The organism is Nitrincola sp., from assembly GCF_048264025.1.
In the GTDB taxonomy this organism is placed as follows: domain Bacteria; phylum Pseudomonadota; class Gammaproteobacteria; order Pseudomonadales; family Balneatricaceae; genus Nitrincola.
Genome location: NZ_JBLXDN010000003.1, coordinates 23548 through 42581, shown reverse-complemented (window position 1 = coordinate 42581; position 19034 = coordinate 23548). Strand labels below are relative to the sequence as shown.

Sequence of the window (19034 nt, the reverse complement as noted above, 5' to 3'; positions counted from 1 at the left end):
CATCTGGAGCCACCATATTAGTGGTGACTCCAGACATAAGCGGTCTGAATCAGGATTGACGATTTAACTGCAACACGCTCAAGGTACGCTGACGCACGCTGTTGAGTAATTCGGTATTATCGATCAAAGATTCACCATAAGACGGGATCATCTCTTTCAACTTAGCCTGCCACTCTGGTGTTTTCAGCTTGTCGCCGAAACTGCGCTCCAAAATGGTCAGCATGGCCTGAACCGCGGTAGACGCCCCGGGTGACGCACCCAGCAAAGCGGTCATGCTGCCGTCTGCTGATACGATGACTTCGGTACCAAATTCGAGCTTTCCGCCACCAGTAGGGTCTTTTTTGATAATCTGTACACGCTGACCGGCAATAGACAACTCCCAGTCATCTGCACTGACGTCAGGAAAGAAGTTCTTCAAGGCCTTAACACGTGATTCATGCGATTGTAGCGACTCACTGATCAAATAACGGGTCAGATCCATATTTTTCATACCGACCGACATAATCGGACCGATATTGCTGGGCTTAATAGACTTGATCAGATCCATGTAAGAGCCGTATTTGAGGAACTTGGTAGTAAACCCGGCAAAAGGCCCGAACAACAGCGATTTTTTACCATTCATGATCCGGGTATCCAGGTGTGGAACCGACATGGGTGGCGCACCCAACGGCGCCTTGCCATACACCTTGGCATGATGCTGCTCAACAATTTCAGGCTTGGTACAGACCAGCCACTGGCCACTCACGGGGAAGCCACCATAACCATGGCCTTCTGCAATGCCGGTTTTCTGCAACAGCGGCAGCGCCCCGCCACCAGCGCCCAGGAACACGAAATTTGCTGTAATCGGTGTTATATGACCATCGGCTTTGTTTTGCGCTTGTACCAACCAACGTCCATCAGGTTGTTTAACCAGAGAATTAACGTTATGGGCTACCAGCAGATCAAAATCCGGCTGATGTCCCAGGTAATCCACCATTAAACGGCTAAGATCACCAAAATTCACGTCTGTGCCGTAAGGTACCCGCGTAGCCGCCACCGGCTCACCAGCTTTGCGGTTCTGCATCACCAACGGCATCCAGCGACTGATCACATCCCGATCTTCACTGTATTCCATGTCCGCAAACATCGGATGGGCTGATAGCAACTGATGACGTTGGCGTAAAAAGGCAACGTTTTCTTCACCCCAGACAAAACTGCAGTGAGGCGCGGTATTAATAAAATGACTTGGATTGGGTAAGGCTTTCTGTTCAACCAGAAAGGACCAGAACTGTAGACTTTGTTCAAACGCCGCATTGATATTGAAAGCTTTGGTGGTGTCAATGGAGCCGTCGGGCTTTTTCGGTGTGTAGTTCAGCTCACAATAGGCGGCATGGCCGGTACCGGCATTATTCCAGCCATCGGTACTTTCTTGAGCAACATGATCCAGTCGCTCAACCATTATAATCTTGATAGACGGATCCAACTGCTTAAGCATTACACCCAGAGTGGCGCTCATTGCACCAGCCCCAACAAGCAAAACATCTGCTGTTCTTGCGGTCATTTCGATCCTCACCCTTTCCCAATAAGATAGTTGGAATTATAAAGCGTCCAGCGACACAAACTATTCACCTATGGTGGAATATGTCGACAATATTACCCTATAGTGCTTTTAGTTATCATACGGGAAATTATACATCGCTGCATTGCGGAAACGTCTTTTGTTGCGGACAGACTTACGAATAGAAACGGGTAGTTTATTAATAACCACCCGTTTATTAAGCGTTTTTCTTCACTCTTTACAATATAGAATAACTACTCTTCTGATGCTACCTGAATGCGCTTTGGCTGCACTGCTTCACGCTTGGGAATAGTAATCTCCAGCACGCCGTGTTTACATTTGGCATGGATTGCATCACCGTTTGCCGAATCAGGCAAACTGAAGCGTCGATGGAAAGAACCAAAACTGCGCTCAACACGCTTGTAACCATCTTTTTCGGTTTTGCTTTCCGATTCTTTTTGCCCCTTGACAGTCAGTACACCCGCTTCCATGCTGACTTCGATATCTTCCGGCATAACACCCGGAATATCGGCAAAAATGACAAACTTGTCACTCTCTTCTTTAATATCGACCGTGGGTGCCCATTCGGCAGTCGCTATGGAGCTTTCCTCGGTGTTTTCATCGCGATTCAACTCCAGCTCTTTTTGCAACTGTCTAAGCAAGCTCCAGGGTTCATAACGGGTAATAGCCATGATCTGAGTCCTCCTGTTTCACACGAATCAGGGCAGACAGGTGTCTCGCCCTTTCAGTAGTTTGAATAAGGGCGGGAGAAGTCGCTTTCAAGAGGACCTAAAGCGATTTTTTGAATAGGTTCGAAAATAATTACTGCTCGGAAGCGGGTGGTAACACCACCCACTCAGCCTCATCAAACTCACCGATCGGGCGAATCTCGCAAAAGGGTGCCGCACTGCGAATAATCGCGGCAATCTCAGGACTATGCTGACGCTCCATGGCATCACGATCAGCTTTAGTGTCCCACTCAGCAATGGCAATCAGTACTTTAGGATCATCCAGCTTGCGATGCAGACGCGTACCACGTGCTCCAGGTGCCTGCTGTATCAACTCACTGGCCCGTACCCAGGCATCAGCATAATCTTCGGCGGTGTAGCCAGGTTTAATATGCACCTCAAACAGATAAAGCATCAGGACTCCGTATTTGCAGTTTGTCGAAATCATTTAAATTCTAGCTGAATTCGATAAACTCGAGAGTTTATAATGGCTACAGGCGTTCTTTTAATACCTTAATCAGTCCGTCTGATGCAGCTTCTATCAGATCAACCACTTCATGAAAACCCGCATCACCCTGTGAGTAGTAAGGGTCAGGTACCCCACGCGACGCCCCCGGAAAGGCATACTCCAGAAACAACGAAAGCACGCCCTTATAGTGGGCGGGTTCCAGCACCCGTAAGTCTGTCAGATTATCCGCATCCATCGCCAATACATAATCAAACTGTTCAAAATCCTCTCGCGTAGCCTGGCGTGCTCGAAGCAGACTGAGATCATAGCCACGCTGTGCGGCCACTTGCTGGCTGCGCCGGTCGGGAGCTTTACCGACATGCCAGGCCGCTGTGCCTGCTGAATCCACGCTGACCTGATTATGCAGACCCGCAGCTACCAACTTAGCCTCAAAAACCCCCTGAGCGGTGGGTGAACGGCAGATATTCCCCAGACAGACAAATAAAACCGATAATTTTTTCATTTATATCATTACCTTACTATGCTTCCAGGCACCTTAAAAGGGCAAAAATAAAAACCTTCAGATCATTATAAATCAAAACCTTATCAGATGGTTTTACAAAAGAAAAATAAGGCTTGTAGGTGCCCGTCCCGTCTATTACACACAGACAAATAGTTTTGATCCTACACTGAGGTAATCCCTTATTAACTCCGGAGACTACCATGGATTTCCACGCTTACCGCCACGCTTTAGCCAAAACCCTGGGAGGCAGCGAGCTCCCCTTCCCGGCTGATGAATTAAGTCTCCGTTTGGCACGCACCCGAGCCCTGATGACTGAAGCCGGACGTGATGCCCTGTTGTTGACCGATCCTGCCGATATTTTCTACCTGACCGGCTATCACACCTTTGAGGTCTCCGTGCATACCGCGTTACTGGTCACGGCTGAACGTGTGGTCCTGCAGGTACCGTCGATTGAGACCGGCCCGGCCGTTGTTACCGCAAGGGTGGACGAGATCATCGGTTATCGCTGGGAAGATATCGACGAAGTCATCGAGCCTTTGCTGGCCTTGCTGTCACCCTGCCAGCATATAGGCTTGGATGTGTATTTTGCCGGTTTGCGCTACACCATCATTCAACCCCTGTTAGACCGCCTGGGCAAAGCACGCTTTCACAATGATGGCGGCGCATTGCTGGATAGTCAGCGCCTGGTAAAAAGCGCAGCCGAGCTGAACTGCCTGCGCGAGAGCGCACGCATCACAGCAATCGGATTACGAGCTGCCGAGGCTATCATCGAGCCCGGCATCACTGACAATGAGGTAGCTGCCGAGGGATCACGTGCCCTGCTCGCGGCGGGCAGCGAGTTCATGAGCCTGCAGCCGATCGTGACCAGCGGTCAGCGCATCAGCGTGATACACGTCAATCATAAACGCACAGTTATTGAAGCAGGTGACCCGGTTTTCCTTGAATTTGGTTCAGCCTACCAGCGCTATACCGCACCGATGATGCGCACCGCCGTTGCGGGCAGAGCCACGACACAGATGCATCAGGTCGCAGAAGTGTGCCGAAGCCTCTATGCCGCCCTGAAAGAAACCATGTACCCAGGCAATACCTTTGATGATGCTGCCCAGGCTGCCGAAGCGGCCCTTGCACCCTATGCGGATCGGGTATTTTTCTCTGGCGTATTCGGCTACTCGGTAGGCGCGCAGTTCCCTCCCAGCTGGGTTGAAGGCACCGGCTATATCGCACGTGGCCTCACCCGCCGTTTTGAGGAAAACATGGTATTCCACCTCCCCCTGTGTCTACGCCTGCCTGGGGAGTGGGGTATTGGTCTCAGTGACACAGTGCAGGTCACTGCCAAGGGGGGTGTAGCCATCACCGACAATGATTGGCAGATAAACGAACGGGGTGGCCAGATTAAACCTTAAACGTACCCAGCACCTGCTTCAGTTGCGCTGTCATCGCGGCCATCTCCTTGCTTGCAGCCACCACCTGATCGGCGCCCTGCGCCGTCTGCTCACTCACCCCGCTGATCGTCAGGATGTTGTTGTCAATCGCACTGGCAACACCTGCCTGCTCACCGGAGGCACTGGAAATCTGTTCATTCATCTCTACAATCGTATGCACAGACGAAGAAATACTCTGTAACGCTGCCCCGACCCTGCCGGACTCCTCTACCGTATGCCTTGCCAGTTGCTGACTGCTCTGCATCACCTTAACGGACTCGCTGACACCCTGATGCAGCCCTGCTACCATTTTATCGATATCTTCAGCTGACTGGTGTGTACGCTGGGCCAGGACTCGCACCTCATCGGCGACAACCGCGAAGCCCCTGCCATGATCACCGGCTCGTGCCGCTTCAATCGCTGCATTAAGGGCCAGCAGGTTGGTTTGGTCAGCCACCCCCTTGATTACCTCAAGCACCTGGGTGATCTGATGACTATCCGCCTCCAGACTGTTGATCACCGCAACCGATCTTTCTATCTCTTCAGCCAGCGCCTCGATGCGCGCCAGAACGCTACTAACCTGCTGGTGTCCCTGGTGCGTATACTCATCAGCCTGAACGGCAGCAGCCAGCGCTTCTGTACCGAAGCGTGAAACCTCCGCCACAGACAGTGTCATCTGATTCATAGCTACAGCCACCTGCTCGGTCTCATCACGCTGCCCCTGGATGGCGGTACGGCTTTCAATGGAAATACTCTCCACCTGCCCCGCTTTTTCAAATACCTGCTGTGCCGTTGTGTGCACCTCGGTGATCAGGTTATGCACCCGTTCGGTCATACGATTGAATTCCAGCGTAAGTGCTGACATTTCATCACGTGTTTCCGATTTAACCCGTACAGTCATATCCCCTTCAGCAATACAGCGGCTGGCGTGCCAGATACGATTGACCGAAGTCTGAACTGACAGGTAGAAACCTGAATACAGGTAGATAATCAGCAACAACACAAAGATCAGCGCAACAAGCAACAGATAGAGCTTTCGACTGTCAGCCAGCAGACGCTGCTCAAGCAGGTGATCAACCTGTGGCAGTAATACCTGACTCAATTGATGCAGGGAATCAATATCTCGGCTGGTGCTGCTGAAATACTGCTGCCAGGGCAGCTCCAGAGACATTGCCATGATGACCTCTTCATCCATTCTGTCACGCACCTTCAGCAAGGATTCGTCAGCACTGATCGCCAAAGGCTCAAGCTCAGGGGCGCTGGCATAAACCGGTTCTACTGCCTGAGCCATCACCTGGTGCAGATCATGCTGAGCATCGCTAAGACCATCAAAAATCAGGTTAAGACGATCACTGAGACTGGATTCCATAAAATCGCCATTCAGAGCATACACCCCGTAGCTGCGACTTCGTCCCATCAGCTCAAGTCCGGAAGACAGCTCCCGCACTACCAGATTAACCTGATTCAGCACAGCGTCACTGGGATCCTTGGTCAAACCGCTCACCTGAGCAATGGAGCGCTGCAGACGCAACAGATCACTGACAAAGTCATGATAAACATTAAACTGTGCATCAATCGCACCCTGGTTACTGGCTCCCTCACTGCTCAGCCGTTGCCAGTGCTGAACCACTGTATCCAGATTAGTCTGTATCGGCGCCTGTTTAATCAAAGGTGATGTGGAAGACTGGAGGGGTTGCAGATGTTCAACTACCTCAATACGCTGCTGTTCGATTAGAGCGCCAAGATCAGCCACGTCACGATAGTGCTCAACCGCCCGCAGGTCCCGGTAACGTTCGGCAGACTGAATCAATCGGGAAGTCTGCTGCAGAAGTACAACGCCCTCCTTTTCCAGTGCAGTGACAGCGAGCCCCTGATAAGCCTGACTAATCAGAATATAACTCATGACCGATAATGGCAGAAGAAACAGCAGACTGATCAAGCCGAACTTATAGATATATCTAAGTTGGTTCATCAGATAAACAGCAGGGTATAAAAAGCTTTTCACGGCAAGCTCCAAACGTGACTCATTGGCATAATCCAATGTGAAACAACGTTTTTTTTATTATTGTGGTGTGCACGATCGATTACCTGACTCCAGAGATCATTACACTAATGCGTAGCAAGGATGTTAGCGAACCCCGGTCTGGTGAGCTATGACGGAAAAGGTCAGTGATTAAAGTCTGCTGACGTTAAGTGTCAGTCTAACTGTGCAGCATTATTTTTAATTGACACCGCCAGCGTTGATAGCTGGCGGCGTCATAGGCTGATACCACCAATTGATCGGCAACTTCGTATGCACAAAACCAATTTTCTCAAACAATATCAAATTGATTCATGATGATTGCTTGCTGGAAGCTGTCCGCAGAGGTATGCGCTACTACAATTTATTCAACATAGTCGTATTTACGTGCTGCGTTAACAGTAACACACTCGATAAGTCCGCCAATGGACATATACATTAATGAGTTTCTCGACTGGTTCCGGTGAGCTAAGAGTAAACCCACAACAGCACCAAAGGCCGTACCTTGCAGCTGCTCACTAGAGGGATTACCATGCAGCATTGCAGAAGCCAAATGTTCGCAATTAAAGCCTAACACCCCATATTTTTTTGCTTTATTAATCAATTGCTCAGCTTGTATTAAAAGCTTGTTCATCTTCTCGTCGCTTAGGTAGCTTAAAACTACTTTCACAGGTTTACCGTCTGCGAAATCATCCTTGACACAAATCTGTACATTTCCATTTGGAGAGTTGTGAAGCACTCCCCCTTCACCTAGATAGAGTTATGGTGATTTCTGGTGTACGGGGGAGATAAGAGGATGGCGTATCCTGTTGATTGATCACGACCAAGATCGCAATCAACAGAAGGTGATACGCCATGACCAAGTCTACTCTGAGAGCTCTTTCACAACCAGAAGAACTGATGACAGATACGCTTACCGTGTTGTTACGCAACGGCGCACGTGAGCTGCTCGCACAAGCAGTGGAAGCCGAGCTCCAGGTGCTTCTGGAGCAGCATGCTGAACATCGGCTGCCGGATGGTCGCAAGGCTGTCGTCCGCAATGGCTATTTGCCCGAGCGCACTGTCCAGACCGGCATCGGCGATGTCGAGATCAAGGTGCCGAAGGTCAGGGACCGCAGTGGCTCCGGCGTCCGCTTCAACAGCTCTCTGTTGCCGCCATACCAGAAGCGGGCTCGGAGTGTCGAGGAGCTGCTGCCCTGGCTGTGTCTGAAGGATGTGAGCACGGGCGATTACCAGGATGCGCTAGCCTCATTATTGGGTGATCAGGCCAAATGACTTTCCGCCAACACGATCAGTCGGTTGAAGCAGCATTGGTCTGACGAACACCGGAGCTGGTGTCAGCGTGATCTTAGCCAGAAGCGGTATGTGTAGATGGCATCTACAGCAACGTCCGCATGGATGACCGCCTCTGCCTGCTGGTTATCATCGGTGTCACAGAGCATGGCCGCAATGAGCTGGTCGCCGTTGAGGACGGCTACCACGAGTAAGAAGCCAACTGGTCAGAGCTGCTGCTGGGCCTGCGTGAACGAGGCCTGGTGCTCAGCCCCAAGCTAGCGGTCGGCGATGGTGCCCTTGGATTCTGGAAAGCACTGTCTAAGTGCTATCCCGATACCCGCCATCAGCGCTGCTGGGTGCATAAGACGGCCAACACCCTGACTGCGGTGCCGAAGTCGGTTCAGCCCAAGGTGGAGGCGGCATTGCATGAGATTTGGATGGCCGAAACGAGGGATGATACACACAGGGCCTTTGACCGGGCTCTAGTGCGCTTCGAGTCGAAGTATCCCGGTGCTATGGAGCGCCTGCGCAAGGATCGGGATGAACTGCTGGCTTTCTACGATTTCCCGGCAGAACATTGGGTTCACAACCGGACAACCAATCCGATCGAATCCACGTTCGCGACCGTCCGGCTGAGAACCAAACGAGCCAGGAACTGTGGCTCACGCGAGATCACATTGGCGAAGGTCAACAAGTTGCTGGAGTCAGCGCAGAAGAATTGGAAGCGGATCAAAGGATTTAATCTGCTGACCCTCGTGGTCAACAACGTGAAGTTCAAGGACGACGAACAAATACAAGACCAGTCAGACAGGAGCGCGGCCTGATGGCCATACACCAGATTTAACAATAACTCTAAATAAACACAACGATAGTCAATGTAACTGGCTGTATATTAGGATATATTATTAAAATTGAAAGTCAAAATGGTTAGGATTGGCTGACTAAGACCTATCTGGCTAAACTCGGATTGCTGGACTCAACAAGGTGTAGACATCTTGTCTCGAATTCGTAACCTGCTTATCAATGACAAAGAGTTGGCGAAACTAATGCTCCGTTACAAAATTGGCAGCAGAGGCTAACAGGTACTGCACCAGAAAAAACTACGAAGAATGTTCTGACAAGTTTTAGTTTGAGATAAATTATGGATATAGATGGCTTAAAACCAGAAGTGCAGGCGCGCTTATTAATTGATGAACATCTTAAGCTTGCGGGTTGGAAAGTACAGACTTGGCCAGCGACTAACTTAGGTGAATCCTTGGGTGTGGCGATTCGTGAATACCCGACGGACTCTGGCCCTGCTGACTACATATTGTTTGTGAATCGCAAAGCGGTTGGTGTGATCGAAGCGAAAAAAGATGACACCATTTTATCAAATGTTGAAGACCAAACGCTGCGTTACGCCACTAGCAAGTTAAAGTTTAGCCAACACTCTGAACCTTTATCTTTTCTGTTTGAAGCGACTAGCCAAGTTATTCATTTTACCGACCTTCGAGATCCTGATCCGCGTGCTCGGGAAATTTTTCATTTTTATAAGCCTGAAACTTTACAAGACTGGATGAAACAAGAAAGGTCGCTGCGCACTCGCTTAAAACAGCAGATGCCAGAATTGCCTAAAGCCAATCTGCGTGAATGCCAAATTAGCGCCATAACGGGTCTTGAAAAATCATTAGCGGCAAACCGTCCGCGATCACTTATTCACATGGCAACAGGCGCAGGTAAAACATTTACTGCGATTAATGCCGTCTATCGATTGCTTAATCATGGTGGTGCAAAACGCATTCTATTTTTAGTTGATACACGCAATTTAGGTAAACAAGCACAGCAAGAGTTTCATGCCTTTAAACCGCAAGGCAAGCAAACCTTTTTTCATGAAAACCACATAGTGCAACGCTTAACCAATAGCACTATCGACAGTGCTGCTGAGGTGTGCATTTGTACCATTCAGCGCATGTATTCAATTTTAAGCGGCAAGCCTATTGATGATAGTGCTGAAGACATCTCGCTGCATGAAATTAAGCAAAATCAACAGCAAGCGAAATGGGTTAAATACAATCCAGCCGTGCCGATTGAAACCTTTGATTTTATTATCGTAGATGAATGCCACCGCTCTATTTACAACTTGTGGAAGCAGGTGCTCGACTACTTTGATGCCTTTATCATAGGTTTAACTGCCACACCCGATAAACGCACCTTTGGCTTTTTTAATGAAAATATCGTTGCTGAATACAGCTATGAAGACTCAGTGCTGGATGGTGTTAATGTTGGTTACGACGTCTATGAAATTGAAACTGAAATTGGTAATAAAGGCGCAGAGCTAAAAGCTAAAGAGTGGCTTGATCACCGTGACAAACTCACCCGCAAAAAACGCTGGGCGCAAGCAGAAGAAGACAGTAACTACACCAGTAAAGAACTCGACCGCTCTGTGGTCAACGTCAGCCAAATTCGTCAAGTAATTAAGGCAATGAAAAAGGCGGTTGAAACCGAGATTTACCCAAATCGTAAAGAGGTACCTAAAACGTTAATTTTTGCCAAAACCGACAGCCACGCCGACGACATCATTCAAATTGTGCGTGAAGAGTACGAACAAGGGAATGCGTTTTGTAAAAAAGTCACCTACAACGCCAAAGATCCCGATGGTATTTTGAATGATTTTCGTAACGACTATAACCCACGTATTACCGTAACGGTCGATATGATAGCTACAGGCACAGACGTAAAACCACTGGAAATACTGCTCTTTATGCGCGATGTGCGCAGTAAAGGCTATTACGAACAAATGAAAGGTCGGGGAGTGCGTAGTTTAAGCTATGAAGACCTGCATAGCGTCAGTAAAAGCGCTACCACAGACAAAGATCGTTTTGTTCTGATTGATGCTGTCGGCGTAGAAAAGTCACTGAAGACTGAAAGCCGCCCACTTGAACGCAGCCCTAACCTGTCAATGAAAGACTTATTGCAAGGTGTAGCGATGGGGCATCGCGATGACGACACCATTCAAAGCCTTGCCAACCGTTTAACCCGATTAAGTAAACAGCTTGATAAACGCGGGCTGGCCGAAGTTGAAAAGCTTACCGGTAAACCACTGCCGCAAGTAGCCAGAGACTTACTCACTGCCCTTGACCCAGATGTGATTAACCAGCGGGCCCTTGCCAATGCTAAAGCAGCAGGTATTACCCGCAGTGCTGAGTCTTTAACCGATAGCGAGCGACAAACCGCTAAATCGCAGTTAATAGACCAAGCCTGCCAAACCTTTGATAACCCAGATACCCGCGAAGGAATTGAATCAGCCCGAAGGCAGCGCGAGCAGCTTATTGATCACATCAACTTAGATACAGTGACCTATTCTGGCTACAGCATCCAAGCCGCCGACAATGCAGCAAAAGTTATTCAAAGCTTTAAGGACTTTATCGAGCAACATAAAGACGATATTCAAGCGCTTAGCTTTTTTTACCAGCAGCCGTATCAGCGCAGGGGCTTAACTTTTGCCATGTTAGAAGAACTGCACCAAGCTTTAAGCAAGCCGCCCTTGTTGCTCACTACCGAAAAAATATGGAGTGCCTATGAGCGCCTCAATCAGAGCAGCCAGCATGCAGCGGGTAAAAACAGCAACAAAAAAGTGAACAGCCAAAGGCAACTGACGGATATTATCTCGCTGATCAGGTTTGCCAGTGGTTTAGACAGCGAGCTAAAACCCTTTGCCGAACAAGTTGATGCCAAATTTAAGAAATGGATTTTTCGCCATAACGCGCAGCGATCAACAGCATTTACGGAGCAACAAACGCAGTGGCTCCGTTTGATGAAAGATCATATTGCTGCAAGCTGCGCCATCGAACGGGATGACTTTGACTACAGCCCCTTTTCCGACCATGGTGGTTTACAAAAAGCTTGGAGTTTATTTGCTGTTAGCAACCCAAACAGCAGTGGTCAAGATAATGAATTAGATCGCTTATTGGCTGAAATGAATCAGGAATTAATTGCGTGAGTGAAGTAGAAAAATTGCCGCAAGGTTGGGGTACAACAAAACTATCAGAGATAGCTTCCCTAATTCGAGGGATATCGTACAAAAAAGCCGAGTCGATAGATTCGATTAAAGAGGGATATTTCGGTGTATTAAGGGCAACCAACATCAATAATGGTACTTTAGACTTTAACAATTTAGTTTTTGTCCCTTCAAGTAATATCAATGATAATCAATTTCTAATTGCTGGAGATGTTGTAATAGCAGCATCAAGTGGCAGTAAAGATATTGTCGGCAAAGCTGGCCAATTTTTCTCATCTGAAAAAGTATCTTTTGGTGCTTTTTGCAGTGGATTACGACCTGATAAATATTTAAATCAAAAATATTTTGGTTTTTATTTTCAAAGTCATGAGTACAGACATACTGTTGCAGAGCTTTCATCAGGTTCAAATATAAACAATTTGAAAACGTCAGATTTGTCTAATCTACCATTCCCTATTGCACCTGTTAACGAACAAAGCCGCATAGTCGACAAACTCGAAGAACTTTTCTCTGAGCTCGATGCTGGTGTGAAAGAACTCAAAACCGCGCAAACCAAACTCAGCCAATATCGCCAATCGCTATTAAAAAGTGCAGTTGACGGTTCCCTAACCGAGCAATGGCGTGCCGAAAACAGTGCCCAAGTGCAAGAAACTGGCGAGCAACTATTAGCGCGCATTTTAAAGCAGCGCCGCGAGCAGTGGCAGCAACAAAAACTCACTGAGTTTGCCGAAAAAGGCAAAACACCCCCTAAAAATTGGCAAGATAAATACCCCGAACTCATGCAACCCGACACCACCGATTTACCTAAGCTGCCAGAAGGTTGGGTGTGGGCTAGTTTAGGGCAATGCTTTAAGGTAGAAGTTGGCGCTACACCAAGTCGTAAACAACCTACCTATTGGGGTGGTGAAATTCCGTGGGCAAGCTCAGGTGAAGTGCAGTTTGGTAGGATCAAAGATACAAAAGAAAAAATTACCGAAGGTGGTTTGAAAAATAGTAGCACCCAAATCAACCCCAAAGGGTCAGTCCTTTTGGGGATGATCGGTGAAGGCAAAACTCGTGGGCAATCCGCTATTCTAGATATTGATGCAGCAAACAACCAGAATTGTGCAGCACTTTGGGTACCAAATTCGGGAATATCATCAGAGTATGTGTTTTATTGGCTATGGTCTCAATATGATAAAACACGTAGTGGAAGTAGTGGAAACAATCAACCAGCCTTAAATAAGTCATTAGTTGAAAAAATGCCAATTGCTATCTCATCAATAAAAGAAATGGCGTTTATAGGTAGTTATTTATCGGAAGAGTTTACTAGTGTCGATAAAAAAACATCTGATATATATTTTGCTCTAAAGCAGTCAGCAGCTCAACGTAAAAATATCTTAAAGTCAGCTTTTTCCGGCCAACTGGTACCACAAGACCCTAATGACGAACCGGCTTCGGTATTACTTGAAAAAATCAAACTCGAACGCGAAGCCTTGGCGAAAAAGCCCAAAACTAAACAAATTAAGACAAAATCAGCTATGAAAAAAATTACAGTGGAAGAGCTTGCCAAATGGGTGGATAATTACAAAGGCAACAGCTTTACGTTTGAAGAGTTACAAACAGCATTTCAAGGTGATTATGACCAGTTAAAAGACTGTGTATTTGACATGCTAAGTGCTGATAAGCCACTATTTAAACAAGTGTTCGACCAGAAGTTGAATGCGATAACGTTTATCAAGGAAGGTAAATGAAACTTGTACGATTAAACATAATTGATGCTGATACCTGTGGCGGTTTACTGAATGGGGTGATAGTTAATTTTCGTAATGGACTGGTTGAAACAGATAGTTTTTCCCCATTATGTTTAATAGGTCCAAATGGCACAGGAAAATCACAAGTATTACAAATTATTGCGGAAGTATTTCAGTTAGCATTCTCAACATTCTTACCGCAAGAAGAGAAAACTAAGGTAAACAAAAACTTAGAGTTTGAGCTGGAGTATTATATTTCTTGTGGTGATGCTGAGCCTAGTAGGTTATTGCTGAAAACAGAAAAAGTACGTAACAAAATAAATTTATCACTGAGACTATTTAATGATGGCGAATGGGAAACCCTCGAGCCTGAACGAATTGAAAAATATTTACCTTCTTTAGTTGTGGGATATACGTCAGGTGACAATGAAACTTTAAGTAGACCCTTCTACGCTAGCCGAAGTAGATATGCTAGGGAAGTCGCAACAAGTGCGATGCCTTCTGGCGATAAATACAACGTCATCAAAGATTCGAAGCTGATGCTTATTGATTATGGGACTAGCCTGGAAGTCTTAATAGCTAATTTGTTGCAAAATGACAATGAAGCGAGAAAGTATTTGTTAGCTGAGCCAAAATTGAACGAGCTACATTCTTTCCGATGCATTGTTCAATTAAACCATCCTGGCGCGCCTGGTAAGGATGGGATTTTATTAACTAACGAATTAGAGGAATCGATTGATAACTTGTCAAAATGTTGTACTTGCTCGAACTATGAAGCCAAGTCAAGGACTTATACCTTTGATTTCCTTGTTCAAGATAACACATATTTAGCTTTTAACCACTATTGGGGAAAAGACGCTTTAAAGCTTTACTCTGATTTTCACAAACTATCTATGCTCAATGACTTGATGATAAAAGGTAATGGAGTTTTTAAACAGGATCCTTATGAAAAAGGTTTTTCTTCTCGGTTAGTTGAACCAGTCGATAGTGATAAAGTGTTTAGGTTTGAGAAAATCAAGTTTTTGTCCAGTAAATCTAATACACCTGTTGAGTATGTATCGCTGTCTGACGGCGAACATCAACTAGCTCAGCTATTAGGTACCCTTTGTATGGTTGACTACCCTAATGCGTTATTTTTAATGGATGAGCCTGAAAGTCACTTCAATCCAAAATGGCGAGTGGAGTTCATATCAAAAATTATGAACCTTCCGACAACAAGTAAAGAAAAATGTAAAAATGAAGGTAAACGTTTATCACAGACTTTAGCTTCACAACAAGAATGTCTAATCACAACACATTCCCCGTTTGTTCCTTCAGATATGCAAAGCGACAATGTATTAATATTTAAAAAAGATCCTACAAGCGGAAAAATAGAATCCAGAAATCCTAATATTCAAACTTACGGGAGTACTTTTGACACAATCCTTGAAGAATGCTTCAGTATCTCACCCCCTATGTCTGACCTACCGAAAGTTGAAATTGAGCTGTTATTGAAGTCGGATGATGTTGAAGCGATTAAGAAAGGTATTGGTCGGCTGGGTGATTCTGTCGAGCGGATGTACCTTGCCGACAGAATAAGAATTTTAAAAGCAAAGGAAAGCCAATAACATGTTAAGAAGTTATCCTATTGCTGCTACTGCGGATAATTGGTTACACGATGCTATTATTGGAATAATTCAGGATGTCCACGATAAATTAAGTATCGGTGAAACTATAAAAAGTAAGCAATCCACTTGGTTTGATCTTGTTTCTGAGCGACTTACAGGAAAAAAAAAGGATAGGCTAATTGGGTTGTCTGGAGTAAAAGATCGGCTATTTTCTTTTAAAGACGCATATGCCAATCTTGACCAAACTGATCGCAACATGGTTTTGGCCACGCTGGTGAGTCAGAATGAAATTGCAAATTTATTAAATAGAACTTTGCAGCCAAAGGTGATAAGCCAAACTCACCCTGTGATCCATGAAAAAGCAAAAGACTTATTTGTATTTTGTTTTAAAAAGCTGACTGATTTAGATGTCAGGGCTGGTCAATACAGCATTATATTTGCCAGTTTAACAGATAAGATCTGTCCGTTTTGTGGGATAGAAAGAGTAATGAACCCTGCAGAAACAGCGCAAGACCAAGATCATTATCTGGCAAAAAGTATTTATCCATTTTGCGCCGCTAACTTAAGAAATTTAGTTCCGATGTGTCGTTGTTGTAATCGTGATTTCAAAAAAGATAAAGATGTTATCCAAAGTGGTTCAAGAAAAGCCTTTGACCCTTACAACTGTACACAACCTAAAATCACCTTAAACCAAACAATAATTTTCGAAGATAGCTCACCTATTAAATTTGATTGGAATATTGATTTTCTTACTAACACCGAGGAAGCTGAAACTTGGGATTCAGTGTTTGATATCCGCACACGCTATAAGCGAGATATATTGAATGAGTACTTTAGCAAATGGTTGTGGTCCTTCTCAGAAAAATGCCGTAAAAACAGGAAGCGTGGATATATAGGCAATGATCTTACTTCTAATCAAATTAGACAGCAACTAGCTAATTATCAAGAAGATAAAGCTGAAAATCCAAACATTGGCCTTGCTGGCTTTCTAGAGCCCTTAGTCTTTGAATTTCTGTTGCAAAAATATGATGAAAATAACCCTTCTATTGTTAGCTTGGTAAGACTAGCTGTTCTAGGGCAACAAGAAATTCAAGATATTGAGGCCGCTTAATGTCAAAACTTACTATCGAACCCAAACTGTTTTCAGATATCCAAACCTTAATCACCCAAGCCAAGCAACAAACAGCAGTGGCAGTCAATGCCTCTCTAACCAAAATGTATTGGCAAATTGGTCAGCGTATCAATCAAGAGCTATTAAAGGGTGAACGTGCCGAATATGGCAAACAAATAGTTGCCAATTTAGCCCAGCATCTTACGCAAACCTTTGGTAAAGGTTGGAGTGCACGCAACATCGCTTACATGATGCAGCTTAATGAACAATTTCCAGAGCAACAGATTTTGCACACACTGTGTGCAAAATTGAGTTGGAGCCATTTTAGGCAATTGATCAGCTTAAAAGATCCTCTGGCTCGTGAGTTTTACACGCAAATGTGCGTAACCGAAACCTGGAGTGTGCGCACACTGAGTCAGCGTATCGACAGTATGTTGTTTGAACGAACGGCGTTGTCAAAAAAACCTGTTGAAACCATCAAACTTGAGTTACAACAATTAGCTGAGCAGAAGCATATATCACCCAACATGCTGCTTAAAGATCCTTACGTGTTAGATTTTTTAGGGCTGAATGACCATTACCTTGAAAAAGACTTAGAAGATGCCATTTTACGTGAGCTTGAGCAGTTTTTGCTTGAGCTTGGCTCTGGTTTTTCGTTTATTGCTCGGCAAAAACGCATTCAGCTTGATGGTGATGATTTTTATATCGATTTATTGTTTTATAACCGCCAACTCAGGCGCTTAGTGGCCATTGATTTAAAGCTAGGCAAATTCAAGCCCCACTACAAAGGCCAAATGGAGCTGTACCTTCGTTGGCTAGATAAACATGAACGCCAAGCGGGCGAGCAAGCACCGCTGGGTATTATTTTGTGCGCACAAAAAAACCAAGAGCAAATCGAATTGCTGGAAATGGATGAAGTGGGCATTCACGTGGCTGAATACTTGGCGGTGCTACCAAAACGGGAAGTATTGCATCAACGTTTACAAGATGCGATTAATTCTGCCAAAAATCGGTATAATTCATCCCCCATAGACAGCCGTAGTTCTGAGTGCAGTCAATCAGATTTGGATAGTAAAAAATGAATGCACCCGCATTGGTTCAAAAAGTTTGGAATTATTGTCATACCTTGCGTGATGACGGTGTTGGTTATGGTGACTATTTAGAACAGTTAACCTACCTGCTGTTTTTAAAAATGGCTCACGAATACTCGCAGCCCCCTTACTCACGTGATACCAAAGTACCGAGCGACTACAACTGGGATTCATTAACAGGTCTAACCGGTGAAACACTAGAAAACCAATACCGTAGGGTATTAAAAAAACTCGCGGATGCCCCGGGTATGCTGGGCGCTATCTTTTATAAGTCTGAGAACAAAATCCCCGACCCAGCTAAGTTGTCGCGCATTGTCAAAATGATTGATGAAGAGAGCTGGATCAGCCTTGATGCCGATGCCAAAGGCGATTTATACGAAGGTTTACTGCAAAAGAACGCCGAAGATACTAAAAGTGGTGCTGGTCAGTACTTTACCCCGCGCCCGTTAATTGATGCCATGCTAGCATGTGTGCGCCCTGAGCCTAAGAAAACAATTTTAGATCCTGCTTGCGGTACAGGCGGCTTCTTTTTAAGCGCCAGTGATTGGATTGCTTATGGCGATAAGCAGTGGATTGAAAAAGGCATGAACCACTGGAACCCCGCTAAAGATAACGCCAGCACGATTGCTAAATCAAAGCTTAACAAAGACCAAGTGAAGTTCTTACGTGATGAGACCTTCGTTGGTAATGAGATTGTGCCTTCAACTCGTCGCATGTGTTTAATGAATTTGTTTTTACACAATATTGGCAGTATTGATGGCGAGCCTAAAGTTGCCCGTGCCGATGCTTTGTTAACCGCTATTAAAGGTGAAGACAAGGTTGATTACGTATTAGCTAACCCGCCATTTGGTAAAAAAAGCAGTATGACGATTACCAATGCTGAAGGTGGCGAAGACAAAGAAGCCTTAACCTATGAGCGCCAGGACTTTTGGGCTACCACTACCAACAAACAGCTTAATTTTTTACAGCACATTGTTGCGAGCTTAAAGGATACAGGCAAAGCAGCGGTCGTATTACCTGATAACGTATTATTTGAAGGCGGTTCAGGCGAACGTATACGCCGTAAGTGGTTAAATAACTGTGACGTACACACTATTTTACGCTTACCAACAGGGATTTTTTATGCCAATGGCGTAAAAGCAAACGTGGTGTTTTTTGATAACGCACCTCGTGATGAAAAGGTGCACACCAAAAGTATTTGGTTTTATGACCTAAGAACCAATAAGCACTTCACGCTAAAACAACGCCCTATGATGTTGAGTGATCTCAAAGATTTTATTCAGTGCTACAACCCTGAAAATCGCCATGTTCGCAAAGAGACCGAGCGTTTCAAGTATTACAGCTACGATGAACTAATTAACCGCGACAAAGCCAGCCTTGATGTGTTTTGGCTTAAAGATGACAGTTTGGATAATCTAGATAATCTTCCTCCACCAGAGATACTTCAACAAGAAATCATCGATCATTTGGAAGCTGCTCTGGCAGCGTTTAGAGATGTTGCTGTTGGATTAGGGACAAATAAGTAGTCATTAATAGGAAAGGG

13 protein-coding genes and 1 pseudogene are annotated in these 19034 nt (G+C 45.6%); 8 read left to right on the top strand and 6 right to left on the bottom strand.

Annotated elements, in window-relative coordinates:
• Positions 1 to 49: 49 nt before the first annotated feature.
• From mqo to ACN0R1_RS03650, 4 genes are all read right to left on the bottom strand, one after another.
• Positions 50 to 1540: a malate dehydrogenase (quinone) gene (mqo, locus tag ACN0R1_RS03665; protein WP_417580039.1), complete on the bottom strand. Its 1491-nt coding sequence runs from the start codon at positions 1538 to 1540 to the stop codon at positions 50 to 52.
• Positions 1541 to 1791: 251 nt separating this feature from the next.
• Positions 1792 to 2229 (bottom strand): Hsp20/alpha crystallin family protein, encoded by a 438-nt coding sequence (locus ACN0R1_RS03660; RefSeq protein WP_417580037.1) that lies wholly within the window; start codon positions 2227 to 2229, stop codon positions 1792 to 1794.
• A 130-nt stretch (positions 2230 to 2359) separates the two neighbouring features.
• Positions 2360 to 2680 (bottom strand): antibiotic biosynthesis monooxygenase family protein, encoded by a 321-nt coding sequence (locus tag ACN0R1_RS03655; protein ID WP_417580035.1) that lies wholly within the window; start codon positions 2678 to 2680, stop codon positions 2360 to 2362.
• 76 nt (positions 2681 to 2756) lie between these two features.
• Positions 2757 to 3236: a low molecular weight protein-tyrosine-phosphatase gene (locus ACN0R1_RS03650; RefSeq protein ID WP_417580033.1), complete on the bottom strand. Its 480-nt coding sequence runs from the start codon at positions 3234 to 3236 to the stop codon at positions 2757 to 2759.
• A gap of 200 nt (positions 3237 to 3436) precedes the next feature.
• Here ACN0R1_RS03650 and ACN0R1_RS03645 point away from each other — a divergent pair, with 200 nt between their 5' ends.
• Complete coding sequence (locus tag ACN0R1_RS03645; RefSeq protein WP_417580031.1) at positions 3437 to 4639, top strand: M24 family metallopeptidase; 1203 nt, start codon at positions 3437 to 3439, stop codon at positions 4637 to 4639.
• On the opposite strand, the gene ACN0R1_RS03640 is transcribed toward ACN0R1_RS03645, so the two are convergent.
• Positions 4629 to 6662, bottom strand: coding sequence for a methyl-accepting chemotaxis protein (locus tag ACN0R1_RS03640; RefSeq protein WP_417580029.1), 2034 nt, complete (start codon positions 6660 to 6662; stop codon positions 4629 to 4631). The genes ACN0R1_RS03645 and ACN0R1_RS03640 overlap by 11 nt on opposite strands.
• Positions 6663 to 7041: 379 nt before the next feature.
• Positions 7042 to 7416 carry a hypothetical protein gene (locus tag ACN0R1_RS03635; RefSeq protein ID WP_417580027.1) on the bottom strand — a complete coding sequence of 125 codons (375 nt, stop codon included), beginning with the start codon at positions 7414 to 7416 and terminating at the stop codon, positions 7042 to 7044.
• 116 nt (positions 7417 to 7532) lie between these two features.
• Here ACN0R1_RS03635 and ACN0R1_RS03630 point away from each other — a divergent pair.
• The 7 genes and pseudogenes from ACN0R1_RS03630 to ACN0R1_RS03600 all read left to right on the top strand — a co-directional run bounded on the left by ACN0R1_RS03630 (position 7533) and on the right by ACN0R1_RS03600 (position 19017).
• Positions 7533 to 8776 (top strand): annotated as a pseudogene (locus tag ACN0R1_RS03630) (IS256 family transposase).
• Positions 8777 to 9093: 317 nt separating this feature from the next.
• Positions 9094 to 11931 (top strand): DEAD/DEAH box helicase family protein, encoded by a 2838-nt coding sequence (locus ACN0R1_RS03625; RefSeq protein ID WP_417580025.1) that lies wholly within the window; start codon positions 9094 to 9096, stop codon positions 11929 to 11931.
• On the top strand, positions 11928 to 13682 hold the full coding sequence (locus tag ACN0R1_RS03620) for a restriction endonuclease subunit S (protein WP_417580023.1): 1755 nt from the start codon (positions 11928 to 11930) through the stop codon (positions 13680 to 13682). Before ACN0R1_RS03625 ends, ACN0R1_RS03620 begins: the two co-directional genes overlap by 4 nt.
• Positions 13679 to 15289, top strand: a complete 1611-nt coding sequence (locus tag ACN0R1_RS03615; RefSeq protein ID WP_417580021.1) for a restriction system-associated AAA family ATPase — start codon at positions 13679 to 13681, stop codon at positions 15287 to 15289. Before ACN0R1_RS03620 ends, ACN0R1_RS03615 begins: the two co-directional genes overlap by 4 nt.
• Before the next feature lies 1 nt (position 15290).
• Positions 15291 to 16400, top strand: coding sequence for a hypothetical protein (locus tag ACN0R1_RS03610; RefSeq protein WP_417580019.1), 1110 nt, complete (start codon positions 15291 to 15293; stop codon positions 16398 to 16400).
• Complete coding sequence (locus tag ACN0R1_RS03605; RefSeq protein ID WP_417580017.1) at positions 16400 to 17482, top strand: PDDEXK nuclease domain-containing protein; 1083 nt, start codon at positions 16400 to 16402, stop codon at positions 17480 to 17482. The genes ACN0R1_RS03610 and ACN0R1_RS03605 overlap by 1 nt, the downstream gene beginning before the upstream one ends.
• The gene (locus tag ACN0R1_RS03600; protein WP_417580015.1) at positions 17479 to 19017 is read left to right on the top strand and encodes an N-6 DNA methylase; all 1539 of its coding nucleotides are present in this window, start codon (positions 17479 to 17481) and stop codon (positions 19015 to 19017) included. Before ACN0R1_RS03605 ends, ACN0R1_RS03600 begins: the two co-directional genes overlap by 4 nt.
• Positions 19018 to 19034 lie beyond the last annotated feature (17 nt).